The 26,300-nt window shown below is 59.1% G+C and carries 23 protein-coding genes; 9 read left to right on the top strand and 14 right to left on the bottom strand.

Annotated features, from left to right (window positions below):
- Positions 1–103 precede the first annotated feature (103 nt).
- From QD356_RS07890 to QD356_RS07880, 3 genes are all read right to left on the bottom strand, one after another.
- Positions 104–1,591: a CoA-acylating methylmalonate-semialdehyde dehydrogenase gene (locus QD356_RS07890; RefSeq protein ID WP_192837743.1), complete on the bottom strand. Its 1,488-nt coding sequence runs from the start codon at positions 1,589–1,591 to the stop codon at positions 104–106.
- A gap of 96 nt (positions 1,592–1,687) precedes the next feature.
- Positions 1,688–2,971 (bottom strand): Xaa-Pro peptidase family protein, encoded by a 1,284-nt coding sequence (locus QD356_RS07885; protein WP_192837744.1) that lies wholly within the window; start codon positions 2,969–2,971, stop codon positions 1,688–1,690.
- 128 nt (positions 2,972–3,099) lie between these two features.
- Positions 3,100–3,981, bottom strand: a complete 882-nt coding sequence (locus QD356_RS07880) for a phytanoyl-CoA dioxygenase family protein (RefSeq protein WP_192837745.1) — start codon at positions 3,979–3,981, stop codon at positions 3,100–3,102.
- A 112-nt stretch (positions 3,982–4,093) separates the two neighbouring features.
- On the opposite strand from QD356_RS07880, the gene QD356_RS07875 reads away from it, so the two are divergent.
- Positions 4,094–5,041 carry a LysR family transcriptional regulator gene (locus QD356_RS07875; protein WP_192837746.1) on the top strand — a complete coding sequence of 316 codons (948 nt, stop codon included), beginning with the start codon at positions 4,094–4,096 and terminating at the stop codon, positions 5,039–5,041.
- An 80-nt stretch (positions 5,042–5,121) separates the two neighbouring features.
- Here the strand turns inward: QD356_RS07875 and QD356_RS07870 are convergent, their stop codons facing one another.
- On the bottom strand, positions 5,122–6,135 hold the full coding sequence (locus QD356_RS07870; RefSeq protein ID WP_192837747.1) for a methylenetetrahydrofolate reductase: 1,014 nt from the start codon (positions 6,133–6,135) through the stop codon (positions 5,122–5,124).
- A complete protein-coding gene (locus QD356_RS07865; RefSeq protein WP_192837748.1) occupies positions 6,132–6,596 on the bottom strand; it encodes a methylenetetrahydrofolate reductase C-terminal domain-containing protein in 465 nt (154 codons plus the stop codon). The genes QD356_RS07870 and QD356_RS07865 overlap by 4 nt, the downstream gene beginning before the upstream one ends.
- A gap of 636 nt (positions 6,597–7,232) precedes the next feature.
- On the opposite strand from QD356_RS07865, the gene QD356_RS07860 reads away from it, so the two are divergent.
- From QD356_RS07860 to QD356_RS07850, 3 genes are all read left to right on the top strand, one after another.
- Positions 7,233–7,988 (top strand): class II aldolase/adducin family protein, encoded by a 756-nt coding sequence (locus QD356_RS07860; RefSeq protein WP_192837749.1) that lies wholly within the window; start codon positions 7,233–7,235, stop codon positions 7,986–7,988.
- 34 nt (positions 7,989–8,022) lie between these two features.
- Complete coding sequence (locus QD356_RS07855) at positions 8,023–8,793, top strand: SDR family oxidoreductase (protein WP_192837750.1); 771 nt, start codon at positions 8,023–8,025, stop codon at positions 8,791–8,793.
- 84 nt (positions 8,794–8,877) lie between these two features.
- On the top strand, positions 8,878–9,762 hold the full coding sequence (locus QD356_RS07850; RefSeq protein WP_192837751.1) for an NAD(P)-dependent oxidoreductase: 885 nt from the start codon (positions 8,878–8,880) through the stop codon (positions 9,760–9,762).
- A gap of 649 nt (positions 9,763–10,411) precedes the next feature.
- On the opposite strand, the gene QD356_RS07845 is transcribed toward QD356_RS07850, so the two are convergent.
- The 3 genes from QD356_RS07845 to QD356_RS07835 form a co-directional block, all read right to left on the bottom strand.
- Positions 10,412–11,482, bottom strand: a complete 1,071-nt coding sequence (locus QD356_RS07845) for a betaine/proline/choline family ABC transporter ATP-binding protein (RefSeq protein ID WP_225996334.1) — start codon at positions 11,480–11,482, stop codon at positions 10,412–10,414.
- Positions 11,482–12,345, bottom strand: a complete 864-nt coding sequence (locus QD356_RS07840; protein ID WP_192837752.1) for a proline/glycine betaine ABC transporter permease — start codon at positions 12,343–12,345, stop codon at positions 11,482–11,484. The genes QD356_RS07845 and QD356_RS07840 overlap by 1 nt, the downstream gene beginning before the upstream one ends.
- 74 nt (positions 12,346–12,419) lie before the next feature.
- Positions 12,420–13,427, bottom strand: a complete 1,008-nt coding sequence (locus QD356_RS07835) for an ABC transporter substrate-binding protein (RefSeq protein ID WP_192837753.1) — start codon at positions 13,425–13,427, stop codon at positions 12,420–12,422.
- 262 nt (positions 13,428–13,689) lie between these two features.
- On the opposite strand from QD356_RS07835, the gene QD356_RS07830 reads away from it, so the two are divergent.
- Both QD356_RS07830 and QD356_RS07825 read left to right on the top strand, forming a co-directional pair.
- Positions 13,690–14,811 (top strand): mandelate racemase/muconate lactonizing enzyme family protein, encoded by a 1,122-nt coding sequence (locus tag QD356_RS07830; protein WP_225996335.1) that lies wholly within the window; start codon positions 13,690–13,692, stop codon positions 14,809–14,811.
- 30 nt (positions 14,812–14,841) lie between these two features.
- The gene (locus tag QD356_RS07825) at positions 14,842–15,771 is read left to right on the top strand and encodes a glyoxylate/hydroxypyruvate reductase A (RefSeq protein ID WP_192837754.1); all 930 of its coding nucleotides are present in this window, start codon (positions 14,842–14,844) and stop codon (positions 15,769–15,771) included.
- A 472-nt stretch (positions 15,772–16,243) separates the two neighbouring features.
- On the opposite strand, the gene QD356_RS07820 is transcribed toward QD356_RS07825, so the two are convergent.
- Complete coding sequence (locus QD356_RS07820; protein WP_192837755.1) at positions 16,244–17,128, bottom strand: hypothetical protein; 885 nt, start codon at positions 17,126–17,128, stop codon at positions 16,244–16,246.
- A 162-nt stretch (positions 17,129–17,290) separates the two neighbouring features.
- Here QD356_RS07820 and QD356_RS07815 point away from each other — a divergent pair, with 162 nt between their 5' ends.
- Positions 17,291–18,175, top strand: a complete 885-nt coding sequence (locus tag QD356_RS07815; protein ID WP_192837756.1) for a LysR family transcriptional regulator — start codon at positions 17,291–17,293, stop codon at positions 18,173–18,175.
- 87 nt (positions 18,176–18,262) lie between these two features.
- Here QD356_RS07815 and QD356_RS07810 read toward each other — a convergent pair whose 3' ends face one another.
- Complete coding sequence (locus QD356_RS07810) at positions 18,263–18,934, bottom strand: GntR family transcriptional regulator (protein ID WP_192837757.1); 672 nt, start codon at positions 18,932–18,934, stop codon at positions 18,263–18,265.
- A 485-nt stretch (positions 18,935–19,419) separates the two neighbouring features.
- Here QD356_RS07810 and QD356_RS07805 point away from each other — a divergent pair, with 485 nt between their 5' ends.
- Complete coding sequence (locus tag QD356_RS07805; protein WP_347882116.1) at positions 19,420–19,614, top strand: RidA family protein; 195 nt, start codon at positions 19,420–19,422, stop codon at positions 19,612–19,614.
- Between the two features lie 167 nt (positions 19,615–19,781).
- On the opposite strand, the gene QD356_RS07800 is transcribed toward QD356_RS07805, so the two are convergent.
- From QD356_RS07800 to QD356_RS07785, 4 genes are all read right to left on the bottom strand, one after another.
- Positions 19,782–19,994, bottom strand: coding sequence for a DUF2474 domain-containing protein (locus QD356_RS07800; protein WP_153636156.1), 213 nt, complete (start codon positions 19,992–19,994; stop codon positions 19,782–19,784).
- Between the two features lie 11 nt (positions 19,995–20,005).
- Entirely contained in the window at positions 20,006–21,013 is a 1,008-nt protein-coding gene (gene cydB, locus QD356_RS07795; RefSeq protein ID WP_192837758.1) for a cytochrome d ubiquinol oxidase subunit II, read from the bottom strand.
- A gap of 17 nt (positions 21,014–21,030) precedes the next feature.
- Positions 21,031–22,446, bottom strand: a complete 1,416-nt coding sequence (locus QD356_RS07790) for a cytochrome ubiquinol oxidase subunit I (RefSeq protein WP_192837759.1) — start codon at positions 22,444–22,446, stop codon at positions 21,031–21,033.
- 576 nt (positions 22,447–23,022) lie between these two features.
- Positions 23,023–24,444: a PLP-dependent aminotransferase family protein gene (locus tag QD356_RS07785; RefSeq protein WP_192837760.1), complete on the bottom strand. Its 1,422-nt coding sequence runs from the start codon at positions 24,442–24,444 to the stop codon at positions 23,023–23,025.
- 548 nt (positions 24,445–24,992) lie between these two features.
- On the opposite strand from QD356_RS07785, the gene urtA reads away from it, so the two are divergent.
- Entirely contained in the window at positions 24,993–26,267 is a 1,275-nt protein-coding gene (gene urtA, locus QD356_RS07780) for an urea ABC transporter substrate-binding protein (protein ID WP_192837858.1), read from the top strand.
- Positions 26,268–26,300: the final 33 nt, after the last annotated feature.

The following is a 26,300-nucleotide window of genomic DNA, read 5'->3' as shown; positions in this document are numbered from 1 at the left end:
TTGATGTTGAGCAATTAAGCCTGTCGAATAACAAGACGCCCGCGCCAGAATTCTGGCGCGGGCGTCTTGTTTGCGGTCTTGTTTACGTTGCCGGCAATACGGCTCAGGACGGGAAGCTGAACTGGGCGGCTTCCTGTGCACTGCGCTCAGGCCAGCGCTGGGACACGCTCTTGCGCCGGGTATAGAAGCGCACGGCGTCAGGGCCATAGGCGTGCAGGTCACCGAACAGCGAGTCCTTCCAGCCGCCGAAGCTGTGGAAGGCCACCGGTACCGGCAAGGGCACGTTGATGCCTACCATGCCGACCTCGATCTGGTCGGCGAAGCGGCGTCCTGCCTCGCCATCGCGGGTGAAGAGGCAGGTGCCGTTGCCGTACTGGTGGTCATTGATCAGCGCGATGGCGTCTTCGAAGCTTGCCACGCGCACCACACAGAGTACCGGGCCGAAGATCTCGTCACGATAGATGCTCATGTCCGGCGTGACACGATCGAACAGCGTGGCACCCATGAAGAAGCCGGGCGAGCTCTCGACCAGCGGGTGAGTGCGGCCATCCACGATCAGCTGGGCGCCAGCGCTGGCGCCTGCCTCGATATAGCCGGCGACCTTGTCGCGCTGCGAGGCATTGATCAGGGCGCCCATGTCGTGACCGGGTTCGGTGCCCGGGCCGATGCTCATGGCGCGGGCCTGAGGCGCGAGACGTTCGATCAGGGCATCCGCGGTCTCATCCCCCACGCAGACGGCCACCGAGATGGCCATGCAACGCTCGCCTGCGCTGCCGAAGGCGGCCCCGATCAAGGTGCTGGCGGCATTGTCGAGATCGGCGTCCGGCAATACCACGGCGTGATTCTTGGCGCCCCCCAGCGCCTGGATCCGCTTGCCCTGACGGGTGCCACCCTCGTAGAGGCTCCGCGCCACGGGTGTCGAGCCGACGAAGCTCATCGCCTTGACCTCCGGGGCCGCGATCAGCGCCTCGACGGCTTCACGATCACCATGCACCACGCTGAAGAGCCCTGCGGGCAGTCCGGCTTCTTGCAGCAGGTGGGCCATCTTGTTGGCCGCCGACGGACTCTGCTCCGACGGTTTGAGGATGAAGGCATTGCCGCAGGCCAGCGCCATCGGGAACATCCAGAGCGGCACCATGGCCGGGAAGTTGAACGGCGTGACACCGGCCACGATGCCCAGCGGTTGATGGTTGGACCAGGTGTCGATGCTCGGCCCGGCATTGTGGGAATACTCGCCCTTGAGCAGCTCCGGCACGCCGCAGGCATATTCGACGTTCTCGATGCCGCGCTTGAGTTCGCCCATGGCATCGTCGAGCACCTTGCCGTGCTCTTCACTGATCAGGGCGCAGATTTCCTGAGCATCCCGTTCCAGCAATGTCTTGAAGCGATACATGACCTGAGCGCGCTTGGCGGGCGGCATGGCGCGCCAGGCGGGCAGGGCATCCCTGGCGGTCTCTATCGCGCGTTGCACGATGGCGGCATCGGCCAGTGGCAGACGGCGCACGGCTTGCGCGGTGGCCGGATTGAGCACATCCAGGGTGCGTTCGCCAGTCACGGCGTCACCACCAATCAGGTGAGTCAGGGTATCCATCGGTCAGTTTTCAGCCTTGTGTTCAGTCGCAGAGAATGTGGCAGAGAAAGTCGCTGTCTTGAGCTGAGATTGCTGTGAGCCTGGGTTGACCAGTACTCAGAATTGACGCCCCTGCAGTGCCTCATCGAAGGGGTAGCGCGAGATCTTCTCGATGCCGGTCTCGGTGATCAGCACCTCTTCCTCCAGCTTGACGCCATCGGCAGCACCGACTTCGCCGATATAGCTTTCCACCGAGACGACCATGCCGGGTTCCAGCACGCCATCCTTGGAGAAGCGATCAAAGTCCATGTGGTGCGCGACCAGTGGCGTCTCGCCATGCATGCCGACGCCGTGGATGATCGAGGGGTAACGGCGGTCGAGGAAACGCTCGGGAATCTTCCAGGCGCTCTCGGCGATCTCGCGATAGCTGATGCCGGGCTTGAGGATCGACATGTTGTGGTGCACCTGTTCGTGCGCCATCTGGTACAGGCTCTGCTGATAGGCGGTCGGTCGGCCCGGCCCGACATGGAAGGTGCGTGAGAAGTCGGAGTAGTAGCCGTGGCAGCCGATGGTGTCGGTATCCAGCGCGACCAGCTCGCCGGGGCGAATCACGCGGTCGCTGGCCTCGTTGAACCACGGATTGGTGCGCGGGCCGGACGATAGCAGGCGGGTCTCGATGAACTCACCGCCTTGGCGGATGACATCGCCGTACATGATGGCGAACAGCTCATTCTCGGTGACACCGGGCTTGATGGCGGCTTCCACGGCGGCAACCGCGGCCTCGCTTCCGGCCATCGACTGGGCCAGACAGGCAATTTCCTCAGGCGTCTTGAGGCGGCGGCAATGCAGGGTGTCCTGCATGCAGTCGAAGACTTCCAGCCCCTGCGCTTCCAGCGAGCGCGCCAGATTCAGGGTGCAGCGGTCCAGCCCGACCTTGCGATTGCCGCCACCATGTTCCTCGACCAGCTGGGCAATCTCGATGCCGAACGGGTCGCTCGAGAGGTTGTCGCGCTGGTTGACGGCGGACCACACCACCTTGGACGTGCGCGCCTCATCGATGGTTTCAAGCCAGGTCGAGACGTGGGCGCTGCCAGGGTATTCGAACAGGATCACCGGCCCCTCGAGAGGCACGTAGATGTAGCGGGTGGAGTTGCGCAGGAAGTAGCCGAACATGTTGCGCGAGCCGGTGGCATAGCGCTGATTGTTGGGATCAAACAGCACCACGGCGGCGTAGCCCTGCTCTGCCATCATGGCGCGCAGGCGAGCCAGACGACCGCCGCGCAGCTGCACAGGGTCAAAGGCCGTGGGAATGCTGTCGCCATTGGCCATTGGCGCGGACGGCACGATCGGGAAGCTTGCGGGTTCACTGTCGGTCAGGCGTTCAAAGTCGACGATGCTCATGGTTGGTCTCGGCTCACGGTCTGGTGAAAAGGTCAGGAAAGGCGCTGGAAAAAAGAACTGGCACAGGCGCTGGTACAAGCGCTGGTACAAGAACTGGTAGAGGACAGGGCGCGCCGGGCTCGGGCATGTCAGTCCGCCAGGTTGTCGCTGCGCTGCATGCCTTCCTTGAGCAGGCGCTCGTGGATAGGTGCCATGCGGCCGAAGATTCGCTGGGCGCGCTCAGGGCGACCGATGAAGCCGGGCTCCTTGGCGTAAGCGAAGATCACGGTATGGCGTTCTCGCTCACCGCGAACCGGGGTGACGCGATGCAGGGAGTAGCGACCGAAGAAGATCTGCAGGTCGCCCGGCTTCAGATCGATGGCGGTCAGGTTCGAGCGGTCTCCGTCGAGCACCTTCTCGACGCCCTCGAAGTTCTCGCCCTCGGGACTGCGGATACCGGCGGCGTATTCGAAGCGGCCACCCGCATCGGACTTGCGGGTCATCATGGTGACGATGAATTCGTTGGTGTCGTAGTGCCAGGGATGCTGGCAGCCATCGCGCAGCACGTTGACGACCAGATCCGCGAGCGGGTCGGCATATTGGTGAATGTCGTCCATGCCGACGACGCTGGCGATGAAGTGCTGGAAATCGGGATGCGAGTAGACCTGGCGAATCAAGGTGTCCGAGCCGATGCGGTCCCCCGCCACGAAACCATTGGTGCGATCATCGAAGCGATTGCGCGGATGCGATGCAGGCAGTGAGTCATCACCGTCGCTGTTGTAGGGGTTGGTGACGGTCTGGTTGTAGTGCGCCAGCGGTGAAAGACGCTCCGTTTCCTGCTCCAGACGTGCCAGCGCCTCCTGCGGCACGAAGCCCTCCAGCACGACGCAGCCATCCTGCGTGAGCTGTTCGCGACATTGGCGCATCAGTTCGCGACCCCGCGCTTCTGTCAATCGATGGATGGGATAGTGTTCAAGATCTATCAGCCCATCGAGAGAGGTATCACTGTCCTGCTGCTGGATTGCGTTCATGCCCGGCCTCCTGTTCCCTGATCGCTAAATAACGTAGGAATAGGTTAGAGGGCGTGTTTTGATAATAGAAATGAATGGTCAAGATCAAATGCATTGCGAGGGCTCATAGATCATGGATACCGACCTGCTTCGTGCCTTTGTCACGGTGGCCGAATGTGAAGGGTTCAGCGCCGCCGGCAAGGTACTGCATCGCACCCAGTCTGCCGTCAGTCTGCAGATCAAGCGGCTGGAGGATCAGATGGGCGGGGCGCTGCTGTCCCGCACCAGCCGTCGGGTAGAACTCACGGCATCGGGAGGGCGGTTGCTGCCCTATGCGCGGCACATTCTCAAGCTGCAGGATGAGGCGCGGCAGGTGCTCGGGGTCGATCGCAAGAATGAGCTCATCCGGCTGGGCACGTCGGAAGAACAGGCCAGTACCTACCTGCCCGAATTGCTGTCGCGCTTCGCCGCGGATCACCCTGAAGTGCGCCTGGAGGTGACCTGCAAGATCAGCGCGTCGCTGGTGCATGATTTTCAGGAAGGCTTGCTGGACGCCGTGCTGGTGGTGCGTCACGGGCCGACCCAGACCGGGCGGCTATTGGGGCGCGAGCGCATGGTGTGGGTGGTTGCCGAAGACCAATCGCTTGCAGACTGGGAGGTACTGCCGCTCGCGCTCAATCCGGAAGGCTGCATCTTCCGCGCGCATGCCTTCGCCGCCTTGGGGCGGGATGATCGACAATGGGATGTGCGTTACTCAAGCCAGTCGCCAACGGGCATCAATCTGCCGGTGAAGGCCGGGCTGGCATTGACCGTCAAGACACCGCGCAGCGTGCCCTCCGGCTGTCGAATCGTCGGCGATGACGAAGGCTTGCCGCCGCTTGGCCATGTGGAAATCGAGCTTCATCGCTCGCCGGGCCATGTCAGCGATGCGCTGAGTGACTTCTGCGATCACCTGGAGGCCATCGTCACCGGCAAGGGCAAGCTTGAAGAGGTTGGGGCGCTGGAGGCGAGCGCTGGGGTTGGCACTGAGGCCATCCCTGAGGTTGGCGCGTCAGCGCGTGAGGCAGCGACCGCTGGTTGAGCAGTACTACCCGTGTTGCGAGCAGGTTGAGCTGGTGAGCATGGCGGGGTATCGATTCATGGATTAGACCCGGAGACATATCAGCCAATGGGCGGTGTAGCGCCCAGCGGGGCTTGCGGCGTGTATGGCCTACGCGCCCCCAGAATGCCCGCGCGCTGGATGATCTCGGGCACGAAGGCTTCCTGACGATGCGCCATGATATGCACGCCGCTGACGCCCTCGATCTCACGCAGCTGCTGGATCATCTCGATGCAGATATCACGGCCCTCCGCCTTCTGATCCCGGGCTCCCTCCAAGCGCTTGAGCACGTCATCCGGGATATGCACGCCGGGAACATGGCGGCGCATCCACTCGGCGGTGCGTGCCGAGGCCAGCGGGCCGACGCCGGGCAGGATGAAGCATTTCTCCAGCAGGCCCAGATCACGGGCACGATGCATGAAGTCCTGAAAGCGCTGCAGGTCGAAGCAGTACTGTGTCTGGATGAACTGGGCGCCGGCGGCAATCTTCTTGGCCAGGCGGTGAGGGCGAAACGCGAAGGGCGGGGCGAAGGGATTGGCGGCTGCGCCCAGAAATACCTGAGGCGCTGAGGTCAGTGCTCGGCCGCTGGCAAAGGCGTGCTTGTCACGCAGCCCGGCGACGATTTCCAGCAGTGACAGGGAGTCGAGGTCGAACACCGGCTTGGCCTCGGGGTGATCCCCGACCTGCACGCCATCCCCGGTCAGACACAGCAGGTTGCGGATGCCCAGTGCCGCGGCTCCCAGCACATCGCCCTGGATGGCGATGCGGTTTCTGTCACGACACGAGATCTGCATCACCGTCTCATGGCCTTCGCGGGCCAGCAGGGCACACATCGCCACGCTCGACATATGACAGTTAGCGCCCGAGCCATCGGTGGCGTTCATGGCATCCACATGGCCGGCAAACAATTGCGCGCGCGCATGCACCTCCTGTGGGGCGGCCGAGTCGGGCGGCGCCAGCTCGGCGGTGACGGCAAACTGACCGCTGCGAAGTACTCTCTCCAGGCGACCGACGTTGCCGTCGCGCTCGGCAGGTGGCAGCTGGAAGCTGTCCGGGATAGTGAGTCTGGAGGTCATTTCAGGCTCTCTCGGCGTTCAGCGGCTTGCCGGGCCACGCGCAGCCAGGATGAGGTGCCCTGCAGGCGATGATCCACCGGTAGCTGTATGATCTGGATCGCGTCGTTGTCCTTCATCCGCTGGCTGCCTTCCCAGGCTTCCACCCACACGCAGCGCGTGTCCGGTTCGACTTCACAGTTGCCATTCTGCATGACACCGCCGCAGGGGCCGTTGCGCAGGTGCTTGGGGCAGTTCATTGAGCAGGACATGCCGGTCGAACTCAGAATGCACTGGCCACACATCTGACAGTCAAACAGCAAGCCCTTGCAGGCTTGCTCCAGCCTGGCGACGGGCTTCTCGGCGCGTGCGTAACCGACGGACTTCCACAGCGGCTGCAGTTTGATGATCACCGGCTCGACGGCCTGATAGGTGAGCTCCAGCAGTCGCGCGTGACGTGCGGCCCACAGACGAATCGAATACACGCATGCCTCCTGTCAAAACCTGGCGGGGGTAACGCCCTGGGCGTTCTGGAGCGCTATCTTCGCATGGCCGCTGCCCGGGCCGACATCCCGTGGGCGACAGCGTCACTATCGAAAGGCGCAGGATAAGCGGGGAAAGGCCTCGTTGCTTGGATTGAAGCCAAAAAAGCCCCCAAAACCAAGAAAGCCCCCGAAACCCAGAAAGACGCCGGAGCATTCGCTGCTCCGGCGTCTTTTGGTGTCTACGTCATGTCTTCTTTCTCTGCTCTCAGGGCGTAAGGCCCGCGGCCTGCATGAAGCGGCGCAGTGCCAGAGAGACGAGCCCCAGCGTGGGGACACTTGTTTTAAGGCATGGCTCATGTGCTTCGTGTGTCAGTGTCTTGAGCAGACCTCATGTGTCCTGATTGTGCGTAACCTGATGCAGCAACGATGCTCTTTTCCGCTCGTCGTACGACACCGAGTTACCTCGAATACAGCTTCCCTCGGCCGTCCTGGTGGTTCCATGAGATGCGCTGACAAAAATGTGGTGGTGCTTGTTAATAAATGATTGTCAACCATTAACCATGGTGCTAGCTTTTGCTCATACCGCAGAAGGCATGCGGAGTTCATGTGTCCTGACATTCAGTGGAGGAAGCAGCAATGGCAGAATTTGAAGGGGCCACCTCGGCCAAGCCTCGCTTTACGCAAGATGAATGGAACGTTCGTGTCGACCTGGCTGCCATGCACCGTCTGGCGAATGTCTACGGCTACGATGACATCGTATGGAATCACATCACGGCGCGCGTGCCTGGAACCGACCATCACTTTCTCATGAACCATTTCGGTCTCCACAATACCGAGATCACTGCCTCCAATCTGATCAAGATTGATGAACACGGTAACGTGCTGGATGGCCCACCTGAGGTAAATACCGCTGGTTTCGTCATCCATCGCGGCATTCACCTGAACATTCCGAACGCCAAGTTCGTGTTCCACTCCCACGCCCCGGCGGGCCTGGCTGCCACCGCGATTCGTGATGTCGTGCACCTGGTGCAGGACTCTTCAATGCTTTACGGCAAGATTGGCTATCACGACTGGGAAGGACTCTCTGTGGATACCGATGAGAGCCAGCGTATTGCCGAAAGCATGGGCAACAACAAGTGCCTCATCATGCGCAATCACGGTTTCCTGACCGTCGGTGAAACCGCCGGTGAGGCCTTCATGAATATGCATTATCTGGTACGTGCCTGCGCCAACATGCTGCAGGTCTGTGCCACCGGTTTGCCGCTGGCCGAGACATCGCCGGAAATGTGGGAAAAAGCCGCTGAACAATATGCTGCCTTCGTGCCGGGCAAGTATGAATGGCCAGCGTTGCTGCGCCAGATAGACCGGATCGATCCTTCCTACAAGTATTGATGGCCCGCTGTAATGGGGTAGCAAGGAGCGGTTCATGCAGATTTTACTGGAAGGCAAGCGTGCCTTCGTCACTGCTGGTGGGGCTGGCATGGGACGCGCCACGGTTCTGGCCATGCACGCACTGGGAGCGCGGGTATTCACCTGCGATGTAGATGGCGAGGCACTTTCCAACTTGCCTGACGACATCACGACGTTCGTGTCTGATGTGTCAGACCCTGCTGCCGTGGATGCGATGTTCGATGAGTTCCTGCCCGGTGGCCTCGATATCCTGGTCAATAATGCGGGCATTGGTGGGCCGACGAAGCCTGTCGAGAATGTCAGCAATGAAGAATGGCGCGCCTGCATGGGCGTATGCATCGATTCACAGTTCTATTGTGCCCGTCGTGCTGTCCCGACATTTCGTGCCCAGAAGCATGGAGTGATCATCAATCTGGTGTCGGCCGCGGGCATCCACGGCTTCCCCAATCGCAGCCCCTATGTCGCGGCGAAGTGGGCAGTGACTGGCTTCACCAAGACATTGGCGATGGAGCTGGGGCCGGACAATATCTGGGTGAATGGTGTCGTTCCCGGCAACGTCAACGGAGAGCGCATGGAGCGAGTGATCCAGGCGCATGCCGAAGCCGAAGATATCGCACCTGAGGAAGTCCGCAGGCTCTATGGTATCGGCGTGTCAATGCAGTGCTATGTCGACCCGCAGGAGATTGCAGACATGATCTGCTACCTGTGTTCGGACTACGGACGGCATGTATCGGAACAGATCATCGGTGTCGATGGCAATACTGAGACGCTTTATCCACGTCAGTGATGAAAGGTCATCCTGCCTGATCTACCCGCGGGATGATGCAGAATTTCGAGCAAATGAACGGCCATCTGATATGGGAGAACAAGAATGAAAATAGCTTTCATAGGTCTGGGTAACATGGGTGAGCCGATGGCCGCCAATCTGGTCAATGCTGGCTTCGATCTGAACATCCATGACGTCGATCGCAACAAGGCCGAGAGTCTTGTTCAGGCCGGTGCGCATTGGGCCGACAGCATTCAGGCGGCCGTCAGCGAGGCCGATGTCGTAATGACCTCCTTGCCATCGCCAGCCATCATCAAGCAGGTGGCCAGTGCTGAGGATGGTCTGATTGCGCACATTCGCGAAGGCGCCATCTGGATCGAGCTGAGTACAAACAATCTGGATGTCTGGCGCGATGTACGTGAGATGGCAGCATCGAAGCAGGTGCGCACGCTTGATGCACCGATTTCCGGTGGTGCCGAAGGCGCGGCAGCTGGCACTCTGACCGTGCTGGTGGGCGGCGATCAAGCAACCTTCGATGAATGCCAGCCAATCTTCTCTGCCATTGGCAAGCGCATCGATTATCTGGGCGAGGCTGGCGCGGGTTATGTCGCAAAGATCGCGCAGGTCGTACTCTGCTATCTGCACTCGGTGGCCTTGTCCGAGGCGTTGATGCTCGGCGTCAAGGGCGGAGTGCCAGCTGACAAGATGCTGGCAATCATCCAGAACAGTACCGGCCGCAGTTACGTCGCTGATCGTTATGGTCCAAGTATCCTTAATGGGGACTACGATCCGACTTTCGAGTTGGGGCTCGCACTCAAGGATATGCGCCTGACACTGGAGTTGGCCGGCCAGGTCATGGCTGAGCTGCCGATGTGTCGTCAGGTCGAGCAGATGTATGGGCAGGCGGTCGACCAATTCGGTGGCAAGGCTCCGCACCTGATGGCCGTCAAATTGCTGGAACAGGCCAACGACAAGCCGCTCCGCGGCTGAATCATGCGCCCGATACGAGCACGCTGAAACATGAACATCTGAAGCCCTGGATTCCAGGGCTTTTTCATGTTTGTCACTTCTGATTTGGCGGTATGCCTTGAATCTCTTTCAATAGCGCTTGGCAGTACCAGCATCCGTGTACCGCCAACTGGGCCGTCACCATATAGGGGCAAGGTATAAATAAGCATTGCTGGTGACATGTGTATCCAAGGAGAGGAAAAACACAAGCATCTGAGCGACGATGATGGGGTATTGTCGTCGGTGTCGATGCGTCGTAATTGCAGATGACTTGGCAACTAGCCTGGCCATGAAACGTCAGTGTCGAGCCGTCTGAAATGCTTATAGTCAGCGCTATAAGGCCAGAATTATATAAATAAGGACCTGGAGGTCGGGAAGCGTATATTGAGACTGAGCAGGGTGGTGGGGAGGGCGAGTGAGGAGAGCAGGAGAGAGCATAGTGCGGGGATGAACAGCGAGGTAAAGAGGCCGGGATATAGATAAGCAGAGATAGGCGATGCTATTGGCCGAGTCACGCTGCAATGTGCAAGCCCCCGAGATGATTCCCGGGAGCTTGCGCGGCACAGCCAGGGGTGACGAGTTTAGCGATGATTTATATCATTGAGCTGACAAATTGACATCGCATCAAAACTCAATGATATAGCGCCGTCATTACCTTGTTCTTGTTGAGGTAACCAGTCAGGTTGGCATCATCGTCGAAGACCGCAAGATCGCTATCCGTTTCCATCAGCAATGGCATGATCTCCTCCAGTGATTGGCTCGCGCGCACCATCCCATGGCCCGCGGGTGGCGTCTGACTGAAATTCTCGCCTCCTTTCACCATGGCCAGCGGTTGTGCCTTGCGCATCACGTGGCCGACACGAATCGCCTTGTAGCGATTGACCCCGCCGATGAAGGATTTGACGTAATCGCCCGCTGGTTCCATGAGAATCTGTGCCGGAGTCCCTTGCTGAATCAGCTCACCATCCTTGAGCAGGGCAATGCGGTCTCCAATCTTGAGGGCTTCATCCAGATCATGCGTGATGAACACGATGGTCTTGTTGAGTTTCTGCTGCAACTGCAGCAATTGATCCTGCATCTCGCTCTTGATCAAGGGGTCGAGAGCGCTGAAGGCCTCATCCATGAGCAGAATATCCGGGTCATTGACCAGCGCACGTGCCAGGCCGACGCGCTGCTGCATGCCGCCGGAAAGCTGATGCGGGTAGTGTTCCTCGACGCCTGAAAGGCCGACCTGCTCAAGCCAGTAGCGAGCCTTTTCCTCACGCTGTGAGCGCTCGACACCCTGAATCTTCAACCCAAAGGCGGCATTCGCCAATACGGTAAGGTGCGGGCAAAGCCCGAAACGCTGAAAAACCATACTGATCTTGTGGCGACGATAATGCTCGAGTTCCTGCTTGTTGAACTGGAGCACATCCTGCCCATCGACGATGACCTGGCCGCTGGTGGGGTCGATCAAGCGGTTGAAGTGACGGATCAAGGTCGACTTTCCAGAGCCGGACAACCCCATGATGACGTGGATATGGCCAGCTTCAATGCCAAGTGATACGTCATTGAGTCCAACGACGCAGCGGGTCTGATCCAGGATGTCGCTCTTGCAGGTACCGGTCTTGATCTTGTCCATGGCAGTGCCAGGGTCGGCACCGAATATCTTGTAGATATTCTTGATCTCGATCTTGTAGTGGTTGCTCATAATCGTACCCATCAGCTGTTGGTGTGCAGGTGCGCCTGAGCGCGCTTTCCAGAGGCCTGGGTGATGCGGTCGAAGACCATGGCCAGGAGAACGATGGCAAGACCCGCCATCAAGCCGCGTCCTACCTCAAGGCGGGTAATGCCCTGCAATACCTGGAAGCCGAGTCCCTGGGCCCCGATCATAGAGGCAATGACCACCATGGAAAGCGCCATCATGGTGGCTTGGTTGATGCCGGCCATGATGTTGGGGAGTGCCAGAGGTGCCTGTACCCAGAACAGTTTCTGCATGCGGTTGGCGCCGAAGGATTGCACCGCTTCGACGATTTCCTTGTCGACCTGACGGATGCCCAGGTCAGTCAAGCGAATCAGCGGTGGCACGGCATAGACGACCGTTGCCAGGACTGCTGGGATCTTGCCAGGGCCAAAGAGCATGATCGCGGGAATCAGGTACACGAAACTCGGCATGGTCTGCATGATGTCCAGAATGGGCAGCATGATGGCTCTGAAACGGTCAGACCATGACATCAGGATTCCCATCGGGATTCCGATGATGATGGCGACAAAGGTACATACCAGCATCAAGGCAAGTGTGCGAATCCCTTCCTCCCATAAGCCGAGCAGGCCGATCCCCAGCATGGCCACGGTCAGGCCGATCGTCAGTGATATCTTGCGAGAGCTTGCGTAAGCCGCTGCAGCGACAAGGCCGACAATCAACCACCAGGGGCAATTGATCAGCAATGATTCAAAGAAATTGAGTGCCTTGAGAATGGGGTAGAACGATTCTTCCAAAAATGTCGCCCAATGGATGACGAACTGTTCTATCAAGTCGTCAATGGTGCCTCGTAGATGCCGCGGGTCAATCAGGTCAGGGAACATGATGAAATCACCTGGTAGTCATTATTGTTGGCAATGATTCATTTGTGACATTCGAACGATCGGGTCAATGCCAGTTACTTGAGCTTGGCAATGACTTTCTCGGCTACCTCGGCGGGAACCCAGGCGGTCCAGATTGCTTGTTGGGTCTTCAGGAAATGCTCAGCTGTCTGCTCAGGGTCTGCGTCATTGTCTGAATTCCAGGCCAGCAGCGTGTTGACCATGTCATTCTCGAACTGGACCTTGCTCAGGAATTGATAGATCGAGGGCGCATTATCCTTGATGTTGTTGGCCACCAACGTATTGACTGCTGCGGTACGGAAGCCACTGGTCGTCGGGTTCTTGCAGTTCTGCTCTGCATTGCAGGAGTCATTTGCTGGGTCATAGGGGGCCATGTCCAGCTGTACCATGTCGTACTTGCCAAGAATGGCGGAAGGACCCCAGTAATAGAAGAATATCGGCTTCTTGCGCTTGTAGTTCGAGACAATGGCAGCATCAAGTGCCGCACCGGAGCCAGCCGAAAACACCTCGTACTTGTCATCCAGACCATAGGCATGCATCAAGTTGGTGCTGCGTGTCTCCGTGGTCCAGCCCGGGATGCTGTTGTAAAAACGCCCCTTGTCAGAACCGTTGGCCGCGAAGAGTTCGCTATGCCTTGCCATGTCCTCGACTGACTTGATGTCCGGGTATTGATCGACGATATAACGCGGTACCCACCACGCATCCACTCCGCCACCTGCAAAGACATCACCTGCCACCACGGCAGTGCCTTTTTCCGCACCTTCTTCGAGCAGGGCCTTGGCGTTGCTGCTCCAAAGCTCAGGCGCGATATGCGGGCGTCCTTTCTTCACCATCGTGGTGGCCGTGGTCACGGTCTCGCCCGGAATCAGTTGAGTTTTGCACTCAAAACCATTCTCGAGAATCTTGGCTTCTATGTGGGCGATCGTCGAGGCGGAAACCCAGCTCATGTCGGCAATCTGGATGGTTTCGTCCAGCTCGCAACTCGCCTGAGCCTGGTTCGTGAGTGCCAGCGAGGAAACGATACAAGCTGCCAGCGTCGTAGCGGTTCTGACGGACTTATTCATGCTCAACCCCTTGTAATTGTTGGTATCTGGTCTTGCCGATCCAGCGACTCGCATGTTGCTCATCACCCTTGTCGCCCATCAGAGGAACGGCGATGTCAGGCGTTATGCAACGCGTCTGGTGTTACAGCCTACCAATCTTGTAAATCGATAATTGATGATTGTCAACCATTGTCAGGAGTTCTATGCTGAGCCTCAGAAAGCCAGACAGCAATGGCCCGATGGCACCCAGTGAGAGCGTGGCCAGGACAGCGCAGCGCCTCGGTTGACGCTTAAATTCAGTGAGTCAGGAAGCGTACAAATGAAGATTACGAATCTGCGTACCGTGTTGGTTGAGGTGCCGCTGGAAAAGCCGCTCATCACGGCGATACACGAGACGCGCTCGGTAGGCTGCGTGTTGATCTATCTGGAAACCGATAGCGGCCTGGTCGGCGAGAACTACATCTTCACCTTGAATAGTGCTCGCTTGAGCGTATTTGACAGCATGATCAAGAGCCTGGCCCATCATGTCATTGGCCAGGACCCGCATTATGTGGAGCGCATGTGGGATGGGATGTGGCGCGAGATAAACCCCATCGGGCATGAGGGGATTACCATCGGCGCAATGTCGGCACTGGATACGGCGTGTTGGGACCTGATTGGCAAGGCGGCCAATCAACCGGTCTACAAGTTGTTCGGCGCCTATCGTGACTCGGTCAAGACCTATGCCAGCAGCGGCTTGTGGCTGTCGCAGACCACCGATGAACTGGTCGAGGAAGCTCGCGAGTTCATGTCGCAAGGCTTCCGCGCCATGAAGATGCGGCTGGGCAAGCCCCGCATGGCGGAGGATGTCGCTCGCGTGGCGGCGGTACGTGAAGCCATTGGCCCGGACATCGAGCTGCTGGCGGATGGCAATCAGGCATTCACGCCGTCACAGGCAATACGGCTGGGGCGGATGCTGGAACCTTACGATCTCGGCTGGTTCGAGGAGCCGGTGGCTTCCTATGACCATCAGGGGCATGCCGATGTGGCGGCCGCACTTGATATGCCGATCGCCTCGGGAGAGACCGAGTACACCCGGCATGGCATGCAGCGCATGATTCAGGCTCGGTCAGCGGATGTCTTGATGCCAGATCTGCAGCGAATCGGCGGCCTGTCCGAATTCCGTCGCGTGGCCAGTCTGGCAGCGGGGCACAATATGCCCATTTCCACTCATATCTTTACCGAACAGAGTCTGAGCCTTGCCGGCTCAGCTCCCAACTGCCTGTCGGTCGAGCATGTCTCCTGGTTCTCGCCGCTTTACCGGGAAAAGATCGAAATTGTCGATGGACTGATCACCATCCCTCAGCGCCCCGGTCTAGGGTTCAGCTTCGATGCCGATGCCGTGGATCGTTTGCGTGTTCGGTGATGTCAATTCCGTTCTTTGATGGAGGCCACTATGGCATTGCTGTTTAGTTATGCAGGCGCAGACCCGGAAGACTGGCGCCAGGAGTTCACGAAGCACTTGCCCGAGATTGAATTCCGGGTCTATCCCGAGGTGGGGGACCCGGCCGAGATTGAATATGCGGCCATCTGGATGCATCCGGTGGGGGACCTGTGCCGCTATCCGAACCTCAAGGCGATACTGTCCTTCGGGGCAGGGGTCGAGCACATCATCCGTGATTCGGACCTGCCACAGGGTGTCCCCATCGTACGTCTGGTCGATGACCTGGTCGTGCGTGACATGGCGATGCATGCCGTGCATTGGGTGATCCATTTTCATCGCCACTATCATCGCTATCAGCAGGATCAGGCGCGAACCCTCTGGCAACGACATCCTCACCGTGCCCCTGCCCAGCGTCGCGTCGGTTTTCTTGGCATGGGTGCCATGGGCGCCGTGGCCGCCGGTTTCGTGCGTGAGCTGGGTTTCTGCGTGGCAGGTTGGGGACGCGATGTCGTCGACATCGAGGGTGTCGAGTTCTATCAGGGGGATGCGCGTCTTGACGAGTTTCTGCAGCGCACGGATATCCTGATCAATGTGTTGCCGCTGACACCCGCCACCCAAGGGTTGCTCAACGCCGAACGCTTCGCACAGCTGCCTCAGGGGGCCTGCGTCATCAATATCAGTCGTGGTCCCATTCTCGTGGAAGACGACCTGGTGGCAGCGCTGGATAGTGGCCATCTGGAGGCTGCCGCGCTGGATGTATTCTGCAGTGAGCCTCTCGTGGCAGAGAGCCCCTTGTGGCGTCACCCCAAGGTGCATGTGACGCCGCATATCGCCGGCATCAATTACACCCACTCGGCTGCCAGGCTGATGGCTGACAATATCAAGCGCATCCAGCAAGGCGAGCCACCTTTCCCTATCTATGACCCGGTGCGCGGTTATTGATTCTTCTCGGACGAGAACAACTCTCCGGCGCTTGTCGTTGCTCCCAACGTCAGGCGCCTTTTGGTGTGTCAACGATATCGGACGGGAATTGAAGCGTTAGGCATACGATGCGCGGGGTCGCGTTGCAGGCAGTAAGAGCATGAGCATAAGAGAGGAGCGCAGTAGGCAGCAGCGCAGTAGGCAGCAGGGAATGGACAGCAGGCAATAGCAGGGCTGATGCAGAGAAGCAGGATAAGGAAAGAGCAGCAGGGTATAGGGCGAATAGAGGAAGAGACAGAGAGCGGGACGTGGAAAGAGGATTGTAACGAAGCAGATAGCGGTAAAGAGAGGGCGTCGAAGCGAGTCGTAGCCAGAGGATTACCGCGAAGGGTGTTGGTGAAAAGCGAGCGTTAAAGAGCAAGGCTTACCGAGTCTCTCAATCAACAAGACGCCCGCCTTACCGCTGGCGGGCGTCTTGAAAGGTGATTTTCACTCAGTCAAGCAGCGAGTCAGGACGCTTGGCTTCACGCTCATAATGGATCGCTTCTGCTCGGCCATAGAACTGCTTGGCACGCTCGGGTCGATTGACACTGAAGGGGTCCAGAACATACGTCGGCAAGGCGATATAGCGGGGACGACTGCCCTCGACCTTCGTGACTCGGTGCATCGAGAAGCGGCCCTTGAAGATCTGCAGGTCACCCGGCTGGAGGTCCAGTACTTGAACCGGGCCACGATCCCCGCGCAGTACCTGCGTGACAGCCTCAAGATTCTCGTTTTCCGCGCTGCGAAGGTCCGGACAGTACTCGAACATGCCGCCTTTCTCCGCCGCCTGCACCAGGATACTGATGGTGAATTCATTGCCATCGAAGTGCCAGGAGAACTCATGGCCCGGGTCCATCACGCTGTAGGGATTGCTACCCAGCGGGTCAGCCCAGCGATAGATGGGGGAGACGCCGAGACACTCGGACACGAAGTTCAACATCTCATCCGAGTCGTAGGCGCCTCGCAGGACGGAATCTGACTCGAGAATGTCGGAATTGATGAAGCCATTGCTGCGTTTGTTGAAGATTCTCTTGGGGTGGTCTTCCGGCAAGGAAGGATCATCCTGGGTCATGTAGGGGTTGTTGGAGTTTTCGGACCAGTAAGTCTGAGGCTTGAGGCGCTCAGCTTCGTCAAGCATGCGGGCGATGGCTTCAGGACGAATGAAATTGCGTACGCAACAGCAGCCGACGGCATCAAGTTCGGCTCGACATTGCTCTATCAGCGCCACGGTCAGGGGGTTGTCTGGCTGCTCGATAGGGTACCGCTCGAGGTCGATGATTTCTTCCAGTGCGAGGCGGGTATCGGGCTCAGCGAGGAGAGTTGCGGCTTGATGCATTGCAGTGCCTCCGAAGTTATTGTCGTTTTGTTGACTTCAATGGTTGTCGTCTTGATTACATCGCGTGATCCACCCCCGAATCATCTGAAAAACCGGGAAATTAGAAAAACGATTTTATTCGCTGGCCTCCATTGAAATATTCGATGCAATCAGGAATACACCTTGAATATCAATCATATGAAAGCATTCATCGAGGTCGCCAAGAGCGGTGGATTTCAGTTGGCAGCGGATCGCCTGCACATCACCCAGTCGACGGTAAGCGCTCGGATCAAGGTGCTGGAAACTCAGCTGGGCCGACAGTTGTTCGTCCGCAAGCGTGAAGGCTGTGAATTGACGGTGGCCGGACGGCATTTTCATCGCTTTGCCTACACCGCTGTGCGCGCATGGGAGCAGGCACGTCAGGAGGTAGCACTGCCTGAAGAGCTCAATGCCGTCGTCACGTTGGGTGTGCAGATGAATCATTGGGAGCGGATCGCGCCTGCCTGGGTCGACACCATGCAATTGCGTGCACCGGATGTGGGGACGCGTGTCGTGGCGGATTACTCGGAGAACCTGCTGACGGACCTCAGCGATGGACTGATTGATCTGGCCATCACCTATATTCCGCGTCAGCAGGCAGGTTTGGCCTGTGAATTGTTGATGGAAGACCAGCTGGTGCTGGCTTCGACCGCACCGCGCAAGGTCACCAAGCATTGGCAGCAGGACTATGTCTTCGTCGATTGGGGGGCCGAGTTCCGAGCCGCACATAGCCTGGCGTATCCAGAGACTCGTGCGCCGCGGCTGTCGGTGGGGATGAGCATGATCGGTCTCGACTACATCCTGAAATATGGCGGGGCGGGCTACTTTTCCGCGCGCACCATCGAGCCATTGCTCAAGACTGGTCAATTGCACCTGATCGAGAAGGCGCCAACCTTCCAGAGACCTGTCTATCTTCTGCACCCTCTGGTCGCCATCGACGCCGAGCTATTGGAAGTTGCCAAGAAAGGTCTGAAGGATGTCGTGACGGATAAGGTAAATCAGTCATCTGGGAGTGATGACGACATTTGAGGAGTCGAGACACCAGCCCCGTGAGGCAGGGGGCTGGTATGAGACGCATCACTTGCCATGAGGTATGACGAGTGTGGGGGAAGGCACTTATTGAGTTTCCAGCTGACGCAGGCTGCTGATGAGCTCATCGCCTTGCGTAGCATTGTGCTCCTTGGCCAGACGTTCAGCCGTATCAGCATCGCCCGCCAGAATCGCCTTTATCAGCGGGTCGTGGCGTTTGCCAATATTCTTGTAGTCCGAGAATTCCGAGTCGCAGGAAGCGATGAATACGCGAATCTGCTGCTCCGTCAGCGTGTAATGTTCCTGCAGGCGACGATGGCCTGACAGCGCGACGATCAGCTTGTGCAATTCGAAATCTGCATCCGCGATATCTCTCGGGTCACCGCTATCGCAAAGCCCGCATAACTTCTGATAGGCGTCTTCCAGCTTCTTGGCACCTTCAGGCTCGATACGCTCTGCAGTCAATCGAGCCGCCAGTCCATCCAGAACACGACGCAGGTTATGCAGCTCCCAGGCATCCTGTGCATCGAGTGCGATGACATGCCAGCCTGTATAAGGTACCTGAGAGACGAGGCCTTCATTGTTGAGTTTCTGCAGGGCTGCACGAATCGTGCCGCGGGAGACGTGGAATTGTTCGGTAAGCTTGGCTTCTGTCAGCCGTGAGCCTGCCTCAAGACTGCCTGTCACAATCATTTCGCGCAGAATATTGGCGGTTTGAACATCAAAGCTTTGTTTTGAAATCATGCTGTTGCCAGGCATGTATGGCGCTCCAATCATGAATGCGGTGTAAGCGGGATCAGTCATCCATCCTGTTATTAAGCGATTATCGTATAATGGTCAACAATTGTCATGTGCTGTTGCCATCATGCTGATTGATGGACAGGCTGGAATCTGCCCATGGCACTTGGGTGCTGATATTCCTGCGGAAACGCCAGGCGGGGTAGCGTCGTGATCCCCATCCCGGTGACCAGCGTGTCTGTCAGCGAAATCATGTTGGAGATATACAGGGCATGCATCTCAAGCAGTGATACGGCCGCCGTGCCCTGAAACAACCGAGAGATGCCGTTGCCGATCAGGGACTCTGTCTCATGAAGAATCGAAGCTGGTCTCCTGTTGCCAACGTGCGATGCAGGAAGGTATCTAGGTGGGTGACGAGCTCTGGTCACGCCTGAAAGCACTCTTGACACGCCTGGAGTCGAGGTAATGGAACAGTCTCGTAGTGGTGCCGGTGATGCTTCAGTCGAATACGACTCACTTCGCTGACTCAGGTGCTGATCTATGTGACTGATCGCGAGCACCTGGCGACAGTGAATAGCCTCTATGCAGAATATGTGCGTGAGCCCTATCCCAATCGGGCTGCCATCATCGTCTCCGGGTTTGCACGCGAAGAGATGCTGGTCGAGATGGTCGCCTACGCCACACTGGAGGTGGATGTCTAGAGCCACCGGCATGCGGGCGAGGAAGTGACCCGTCACGTTTGTGCTCTGCATTGACAGGTCATTCAGGTCCATCGGTTCACTAAGCCCCCAGGCCAACAAGAAAGACGCCGGAGCATTCGCTGCTCCGGCGTCTTTTTTTGCCTACGTCATGTCTTCTTTCGCTGCTGTCAGGGCGTAAGGCCCGCGGCCTGCATGAAGCGGCGCAGTGCCAGAGAGACGAGTCCCAGCGCGCTGACGCTGCCTCCCCAGATCACCACCAGCCAGCCGATCTTGCTGAGCCAGCTGGCTGGGCGCGCGGGCGTCCCGGATGGCTCGTCGTCGAGTCTGGTTATGGGGGCATGTAGTGGCGCTGAATGTGTCTCGCGAGTCGGGGATGTCATGTCAGCACCTCTCAATGGTAGCCATCGGTATGACGGACCTTGCCCTTGAACACGAAGTAGCTCCACGCCGTGTACACCAGGATGATCGGCAGGATGAAGAGCGTGCCGACGAGGGCAAAGCCCTGGCTTTGGGGCGGAGAGGCCGCTTCCCAGATCGTCACGTGACCGGGAATGATGTCAGGCCACATGCTGATGCCGAAACCGCTGTAGCCCAGGAAGATCAAGGCCAGCACCAGCAGGAAAGGCTGGGCATGATATTCAAGGGCGACGGCGCGGATCAGCGCATAACCGGCCAGCACTACCAGCACTGGCACCGGCAGGAACCAGAACAGCTGCGGCAGCGTGAACCAGCGCTCGGCGATGGCGGGGTGTGCCAGCGGAGTCCACAGACTGACGGCCGCGATCATGATCAATACCCACAGCGTCAGCGGACGCGTCAGGGCAAACATGCGCGCTTGGAGAATACCTTCGGTCTTCATGATCAGCCAGGTGCTGCCGAGCAATGCATAGGTGAACAGCAGCGCCACACCGCAGAACAGCGGGAAGGGTGACAACCAGTCCAGCGAACCACCGCTGAAATGAACCCCATCGAAGGCGATGCCCTGGATATAGCCTCCCAGTGCGACACCTTGACTGAAGGTAGCCAGCACCGAGCCACCCACGAAGGCCTTGTCCCACCAGTGGCGGCTCACGTCCGAGGCCTTGAAGCGAAATTCGAAGGCGACACCGCGGAAGATGAGGCCGATCAACATGGCGACAAGAGGAATGCTCAGGGCTTCCAGCAAGACGGCGTAGGCCAGCGGAAAGGCCGCAAATAGACCCGCGCCGCCCAGCACCAGCCATGTCTCGTTGCCATCCCACACGGGGGCTACGGTATTCATCATCACATCGCGGTCCACCTTTTCCTCCACCCACGGGAAGAGGATGCCGATGCCCAGATCAAAGCCGTCCATGATCACGTACATCATCAGGCCGAACAGGATGATGCCCGCCCAGATGACAGAAAGGTCGATACCCATAGCGTTCATCGCTCCGGTCAGTGAGTGGTGCCGTCGAGAGATTCCTCGATGGCCGACAGTGGACGGGAAGGTGTGCGTGGCTTGCCGGGGCCGCCGCTGGGGGCGTGGCTGTCATCACCCGCAGGCCCTTTCTTGATCAGCTTGAAGATGTAGTTGATCCCCGTGCCGAAGACGATGAAGTAGACCGTGACAAAGGCCGTCAGGCTGATGCTGAGGTGAACGGCGCTGTGGGCAGAGACGGCATCTTCCGTTCTCATTAAGCCGTAGATCACCCACGGCTGGCGGCCGACTTCGGTGGTGAACCAGCCCGCGAGTATCGCGATCAGACCGGCCGGCCCCATGGCGACGGCCAGCCTCAGCCAGCGCCGCGAGGTGAAGAGCCTGCCCTTGCGGGCCAGATAGACACCCGAGAGGCCGAGCAGAATCATCGCAAGGCCCAGGCCGACCATCAGGCGGAAGCTCCAGAACACGACGGTCGAATTGGGGCGGTCGGCGGCGGGGAAGTCCTTGAGTGCCGGTACCTGCTTGTCGATGTCATGCATCAACAGCAGGCTGCCGAGGGCCGGAATCTCGAGTGCGAAGCGCGTCTCTTCGCGCTGCATGTCGGGCACACCGAACAGGATCAACGGCGTCGGTTCCCCATTGCTGTTGTCCCAATGGCCTTCGATGGCCGCGATCTTGGCCGGCTGGTGCTTGAGCGTATTCAGGCCATGCATGTCGCCGACGAAAGCCTGCAGCGGGGCGGTCACCATCAACATCAGCACCGCCATGACCAGCATCTTGCGCACTTCCGGGGTGTCGCGTTTCTTGAGCAGCAACCAGGCGGCGGAGGCAGCGACGAACAGCGAGGTGCTCAGGAAGGAGGCCAGTGCCATGTGGGCCAGGCGATAGGGGAAGGAGGGGTTGAAGACGATCGCGAACCAGTCGACCGGCACGACGATGCCATCGATGACCTCATGCCCCTGTGGGGTCTGCATCCAGCTGTTGGAGGATAGGATCCAGAACATCGAGACCAGGGTGCCGAGAGCGACCATGCAGGTCGAGAAGAAGTGCAGGCCGCGACCGACGCGATTCCAGCCAAACAGCATCACGCCGAGGAAGCCGGCTTCGAGGAAGAAGGCGGTCAGCACTTCATAGGTCAGCAGTGGTCCGGTCACGCTGCCGGCAAAGGCCGAGAAACCGCTCCAATGCGTGCCGAACTGGTAGGCCATGACCAGTCCTGACACCACACCCATCGCGAAGTTGACCGCGAATATCTTCGACCAGAAATGATAGAGGTTGCGGTAGACCTGTGTGCCCGTCTTCAACCACATGCCTTCCAGCACCGCCAGATAACTGGCGAGGCCAATAGTGATGGCCGGGAAGATGATGTGAAACGAGATGGTGAAGGCGAACTGTATCCTGGCCAGGTCGATGGCCTCGGTGCCGAACATGGCAATGTCTCCTGAGTAGGCGGCAAGGGGGACGGCCCTGCCTGAATCTTCGCCGCTACTCTAGGGAGCCGCCGAAAGCCATAACAGGCTCAGTTGTGCGAGAAAAAACCATATCAGTTGCGCGCGGAACCTTGGCCGGGCGTTAACTGCCCGTGAGACAGTCAGCCGGCTAGCCAGGTGGTATGGCGAGAAGCCAGCAAGGCGAGCCGAGCAGGGGGGCACACTCTGATTCACGTCAGCACCATGTCAGTGTCAGGTGCTTGTTGTATCGCCCTTGGCGGCAGGCCCCGCCATGGCGGGCTATGGCGCTTCCTTAAGGGGCACGCGTGCGGCATCAGGGCGTGCAATCAAGGTACGCAACAAGGTGCGCAAGCAAGGCGTGGCAAGCGGCTGGCGCGCGAGTGACATGCGCCGCATAAGGCTGTTTTCGCCCCCGCGGATAACGCGTGAAGACTGTGTGGCAAGGCGGCCACAAGGGCTGCGGCATTTGCGCGCACTCATGCACACTCGTGCGCGCACATACTCAAGTCGCTCTTCGTACCTCGCATCTCGTATGCAGCCTGAGCGGTCCGCGTTTCAGGCTGCCTTGAGCAATTCACCCAATGTCTGCATGGCGCGCTCTGACGCCGCATCCCACGGGTGGCCGTAGCTCAAGCGAATGCAATGCTTGAAGCCCTGGGTGGCCGAGAAGATGGGCCCCGGTGCCAGACTGATGCCGTGGGCCAGCGCCTGTTGAAACAGGGCCAGCGAGTCGATGTGCTCGGGAAGCTCGCACCACAGGAAATAGCCCCCGTGGGGATGGGTGACGCGGGTGTCTTCTGGGAAGTAGCGATCAATGGCTGCCAGCATGGCCGTCTGCTGGGTCTCGAGCGCCAGGCGTAGCTTGCGCAGGTGGCGGTCGTAGCCGCCGTTCTGGAGGTAGTCGGCCAGGGCTACCTGGGCAGGCAGCGATGGCGAGATGGTCGTCATCAACTTGAGGCGCGAAATCTCCCGGGTATGCCGCCCAGCGGATATCCAGCCCACCCGATAGCCCGGCGCCAGGCACTTGGAGAACGACCCGCAGTGCATCACCAGACCCTCGACATCCAGCGCCTTGACGGGTTGCGGGGGCGACACCTCGGCACGTTGATCGAAATACAGTTCCGCGTAGACATCATCCTCCAGCATCGGTAGCTGATGACGGCAGAGCAGCGCATACAGTTCGGCCTTGCGTGCATCGCTCAGGCTGGCCCCCAGCGGATTCTGCAGATGACTCATGAACCAGCAGGCCTTGATGGGCAGCGTCTCCAGACGATTCTCGAGTACCACGAGATCAATCCCGTCGCGTGGGTGTACCGGAATTTCCACCGCGCGCAGCTTGAGCCGCTCAAGCACCTGAAGCGTGGCATAGAAGGCCGGCGCCTCGATGGCGACAAGGTCCCCGGGCTGGGTGACACATTGCAGGCCAAGATTGAGCGCCTCCATGGCGCCATTGGTGATCACCAGCTCCTCCGTCGGCAGCTGCATGCCGTTGACCATGTAGCGCTGAGCGATCTGTCGGCACAGGTCAGGATGGCCTGTGGTCATGTCGGAGATCACGGCATGCGATGACAGTTGGCGCAGCCCACGCGTCATACTGGTCGCAAGCCGCGCGAGGGGGAAGAGCTCCGGGCTCGGGAAGGCAGAGCCGAAGGGGACGGTATCGTTGTCGCGCAGTGAGCCCAGCACCGAGAACACCAGTTCACTGACGGCGACATCGGAAGGGGCTTGCTGCTGCAGGGCGGCATGCGGCTCATCGAGTATCCGCGAGGCATTGTCACGCACGAAATACCCTGAGCGCGGCCGCGCACTGATCAGGCCCTGATTCTCCAGCAGGTAATATGCCTGGAAGACGGTGGAGGGGCTGATGCCATGCGCCTTGCTGGCCTGACGCACCGACGGCACGCGCTCACCCGGTGCGAGAATGCCGGTACGAATCAGGTTGGAGATCTCGGCGGCAAAGCGTTCATAACGCTTCATGGGGGATTTCCTGACGGGGAGAGAGAAAGAGAGAGGGCAAGGATACCGCAGTGTTGATAGACAGTGACGTTTGGGCGTCGTAGTGGATGCACCAATCTCACCAGCTTCCATCGCTTACGTTCGGCCTGATGGGAGGCCCTGTCGGCGGCGAGCGCCACGCCCTGCACCACGCACAGGGCCACGCCCAGTGCTCTTCTCACCCATCTGGTGCAAGGCAAGGCGAGGGCTTGTGAGAAGCGCATCATACTGGTGCAGCGCTGCGCTTGAGCAGTGTCGCTGTGCTTCGCTCGCTCTCATCATGTCTCGCGTTTCTCTTCATCCTTTCTCGGTCTTTCCACTGTTTTTGCCCAGACTTTCTCCCTGTCTTTCTGCCCGTCTCTCTCCCTGTCTCTCTTCTATCTCGCCGCTGTCGCTTTCTTGTCTGGCCGCTGACCGGCGGCGTCAGTGTGCGGCTGGCACATCGATTGCACTACCTCAGTCGGGACAACAAGTACAACAAGTACAACAAGACACGAGGGAATGTCGTGAACAAGAAAATCGCTGCCGCAATGCTATCCGCCTGTGTCGGTTTCTCGCTGGCCAATGTCGCTCAGGCAGAAGAGGGGCCGATCAAGGTCGGCATCCTGCATTCACTGTCCGGCACCATGGCGATCAGTGAATCGACACTGAAAGACACCATGTTGATGCTGATCGAGAAGCAGAACGAGCAGGGCGGGCTGCTGGGACGCAAGCTGGAGCCTGTCGTGGTCGATCCGGCCTCCAACTGGCCGCTGTTCGCCGAGAAGGCGCGTGAGCTGCTGGCGCAGGACAAGGTCGACGTGATCTTCGGCAACTGGACGTCCGTCTCGCGCAAGTCAGTGCTGCCGGTGGTCGAGGAGCTCAACGGCCTGCTGTTCTACCCGGTGCAGTATGAGGGCGAGGAGTCCTCGGAGAATGTCTTCTACACCGGGGCGGCGCCCAATCAGCAGGCGATTCCGGCAGTGGATTACCTGATGAACGACGTGGGCGTGGAGCGCTGGGTGCTGGCGGGCACGGATTATGTCTATCCGCGTACCACCAACAAGATCCTGGCCGCCTACCTCAAGTCGAAGGGCGTGGCGGACGCGGATGTGATGGTCAATTACACCCCCTTCGGCCATTCCAACTGGCAGTCCATCGTCTCGGACATCAAGTCCTTCGGCAGTGCCGGCAAGAAGACGGCCGTGGTGTCCACCATCAATGGCGATGCCAACGTGCCGTTCTACCGTGAGCTGGCCAACCAGGGCATCAATGCCGAAGACATCCCGGTGGTGGCCTTCTCGGTGGGCGAGCAGGAACTCTCGGGCATCGATACCGCGCCGCTGGTTGGCCACCTGGCCGCCTGGAACTACTTCATGAGCGTGGACAGCGACACCAACTACGACTTCATCGATGAGTGGATCGATTACACCGGCAAGGAAGATGCGGTCACCAACGACCCGATGGAAGCCCACTACATCGGCTTCAACATGTGGATGGAAGCCGCGCGCAAGGCCGGCAGCGTCGAGGTCGATGCGGTCAAGGACGCCATCATCGGTGTCTCGGTGCCCAATCTGACCGGCGGCTACGCCACCATGATGCCCAACCATCACATCACCAAGCCGGTGCTGATCGGCGAGATCCAGGACAACGGCCAGTTCTCCGTCGTCTGGCAGACCCCGTCCACCGTGGCAGGCGATGCCTGGTCTGACTATCTGGAAGGTTCCAAGGACCTGATCAGTGACTGGCGCAAGCCGATGGAATGCGGCAACTACAATGTCGTGACCCATTCCTGTGGGGCTCAACAGAGCGTGGCGGCGCAATGATGCGTAGCACGTTCTGAGAGCGAGGCGGCGTGC

It is taken from the genome of Cobetia sp. 2AS (genome assembly GCF_029846355.1).
GTDB classification, from domain to species: domain Bacteria; phylum Pseudomonadota; class Gammaproteobacteria; order Pseudomonadales; family Halomonadaceae; genus Cobetia; species Cobetia amphilecti.
Note: the sequence above shows the minus strand (reverse complement) of the source record. Positions and strands in the feature narration are given on the sequence as shown.

Bases quoted from the DNA above. Each gene is read 5' to 3' on its own strand.
- QD356_RS07860 (WP_192837749.1), top strand. From the start codon at position 7,233: ATGGCAGAATTTGAAGGGGCCACCTCGGCCAAGCCTCGCTTTACGCAA.
- QD356_RS07885 (WP_192837744.1), bottom strand. From the start codon at position 2,971: ATGAGCATCGTCGACTTTGAACGCCTGACCGACAGTGAACCCGCAAGC.
- QD356_RS07820 (WP_192837755.1), bottom strand. From the start codon at position 17,128: ATGCATCAAGCCGCAACTCTCCTCGCTGAGCCCGATACCCGCCTCGCA.
- cydB (WP_192837758.1), bottom strand. From the start codon at position 21,013: ATGGGTATCGACCTTTCTGTCATCTGGGCGGGCATCATCCTGTTCGGC.
- QD356_RS07785 (WP_192837760.1), bottom strand. From the start codon at position 24,444: ATGAAGCGTTATGAACGCTTTGCCGCCGAGATCTCCAACCTGATTCGT.
- QD356_RS07870 (WP_192837747.1), bottom strand. From the start codon at position 6,135: ATGACCTCCAGACTCACTATCCCGGACAGCTTCCAGCTGCCACCTGCC.
- QD356_RS07835 (WP_192837753.1), bottom strand. From the start codon at position 13,427: ATGAATAAGTCCGTCAGAACCGCTACGACGCTGGCAGCTTGTATCGTT.
- QD356_RS07825 (WP_192837754.1), top strand. From the start codon at position 14,842: ATGGCATTGCTGTTTAGTTATGCAGGCGCAGACCCGGAAGACTGGCGC.
- QD356_RS07875 (WP_192837746.1), top strand. From the start codon at position 4,094: ATGGATACCGACCTGCTTCGTGCCTTTGTCACGGTGGCCGAATGTGAA.
- QD356_RS07850 (WP_192837751.1), top strand. From the start codon at position 8,878: ATGAAAATAGCTTTCATAGGTCTGGGTAACATGGGTGAGCCGATGGCC.
- QD356_RS07840 (WP_192837752.1), bottom strand. From the start codon at position 12,345: ATGTTCCCTGACCTGATTGACCCGCGGCATCTACGAGGCACCATTGAC.
- QD356_RS07810 (WP_192837757.1), bottom strand. From the start codon at position 18,934: ATGCCTGGCAACAGCATGATTTCAAAACAAAGCTTTGATGTTCAAACC.
- QD356_RS07855 (WP_192837750.1), top strand. From the start codon at position 8,023: ATGCAGATTTTACTGGAAGGCAAGCGTGCCTTCGTCACTGCTGGTGGG.
- QD356_RS07790 (WP_192837759.1), bottom strand. From the start codon at position 22,446: ATGTTCGGCACCGAGGCCATCGACCTGGCCAGGATACAGTTCGCCTTC.
- QD356_RS07845 (WP_225996334.1), bottom strand. From the start codon at position 11,482: ATGGGTACGATTATGAGCAACCACTACAAGATCGAGATCAAGAATATC.
- QD356_RS07880 (WP_192837745.1), bottom strand. From the start codon at position 3,981: ATGAACGCAATCCAGCAGCAGGACAGTGATACCTCTCTCGATGGGCTG.
- QD356_RS07890 (WP_192837743.1), bottom strand. From the start codon at position 1,591: ATGGATACCCTGACTCACCTGATTGGTGGTGACGCCGTGACTGGCGAA.
- urtA (WP_192837858.1), top strand. From the start codon at position 24,993: ATGCTATCCGCCTGTGTCGGTTTCTCGCTGGCCAATGTCGCTCAGGCA.
- QD356_RS07800 (WP_153636156.1), bottom strand. From the start codon at position 19,994: ATGACATCCCCGACTCGCGAGACACATTCAGCGCCACTACATGCCCCC.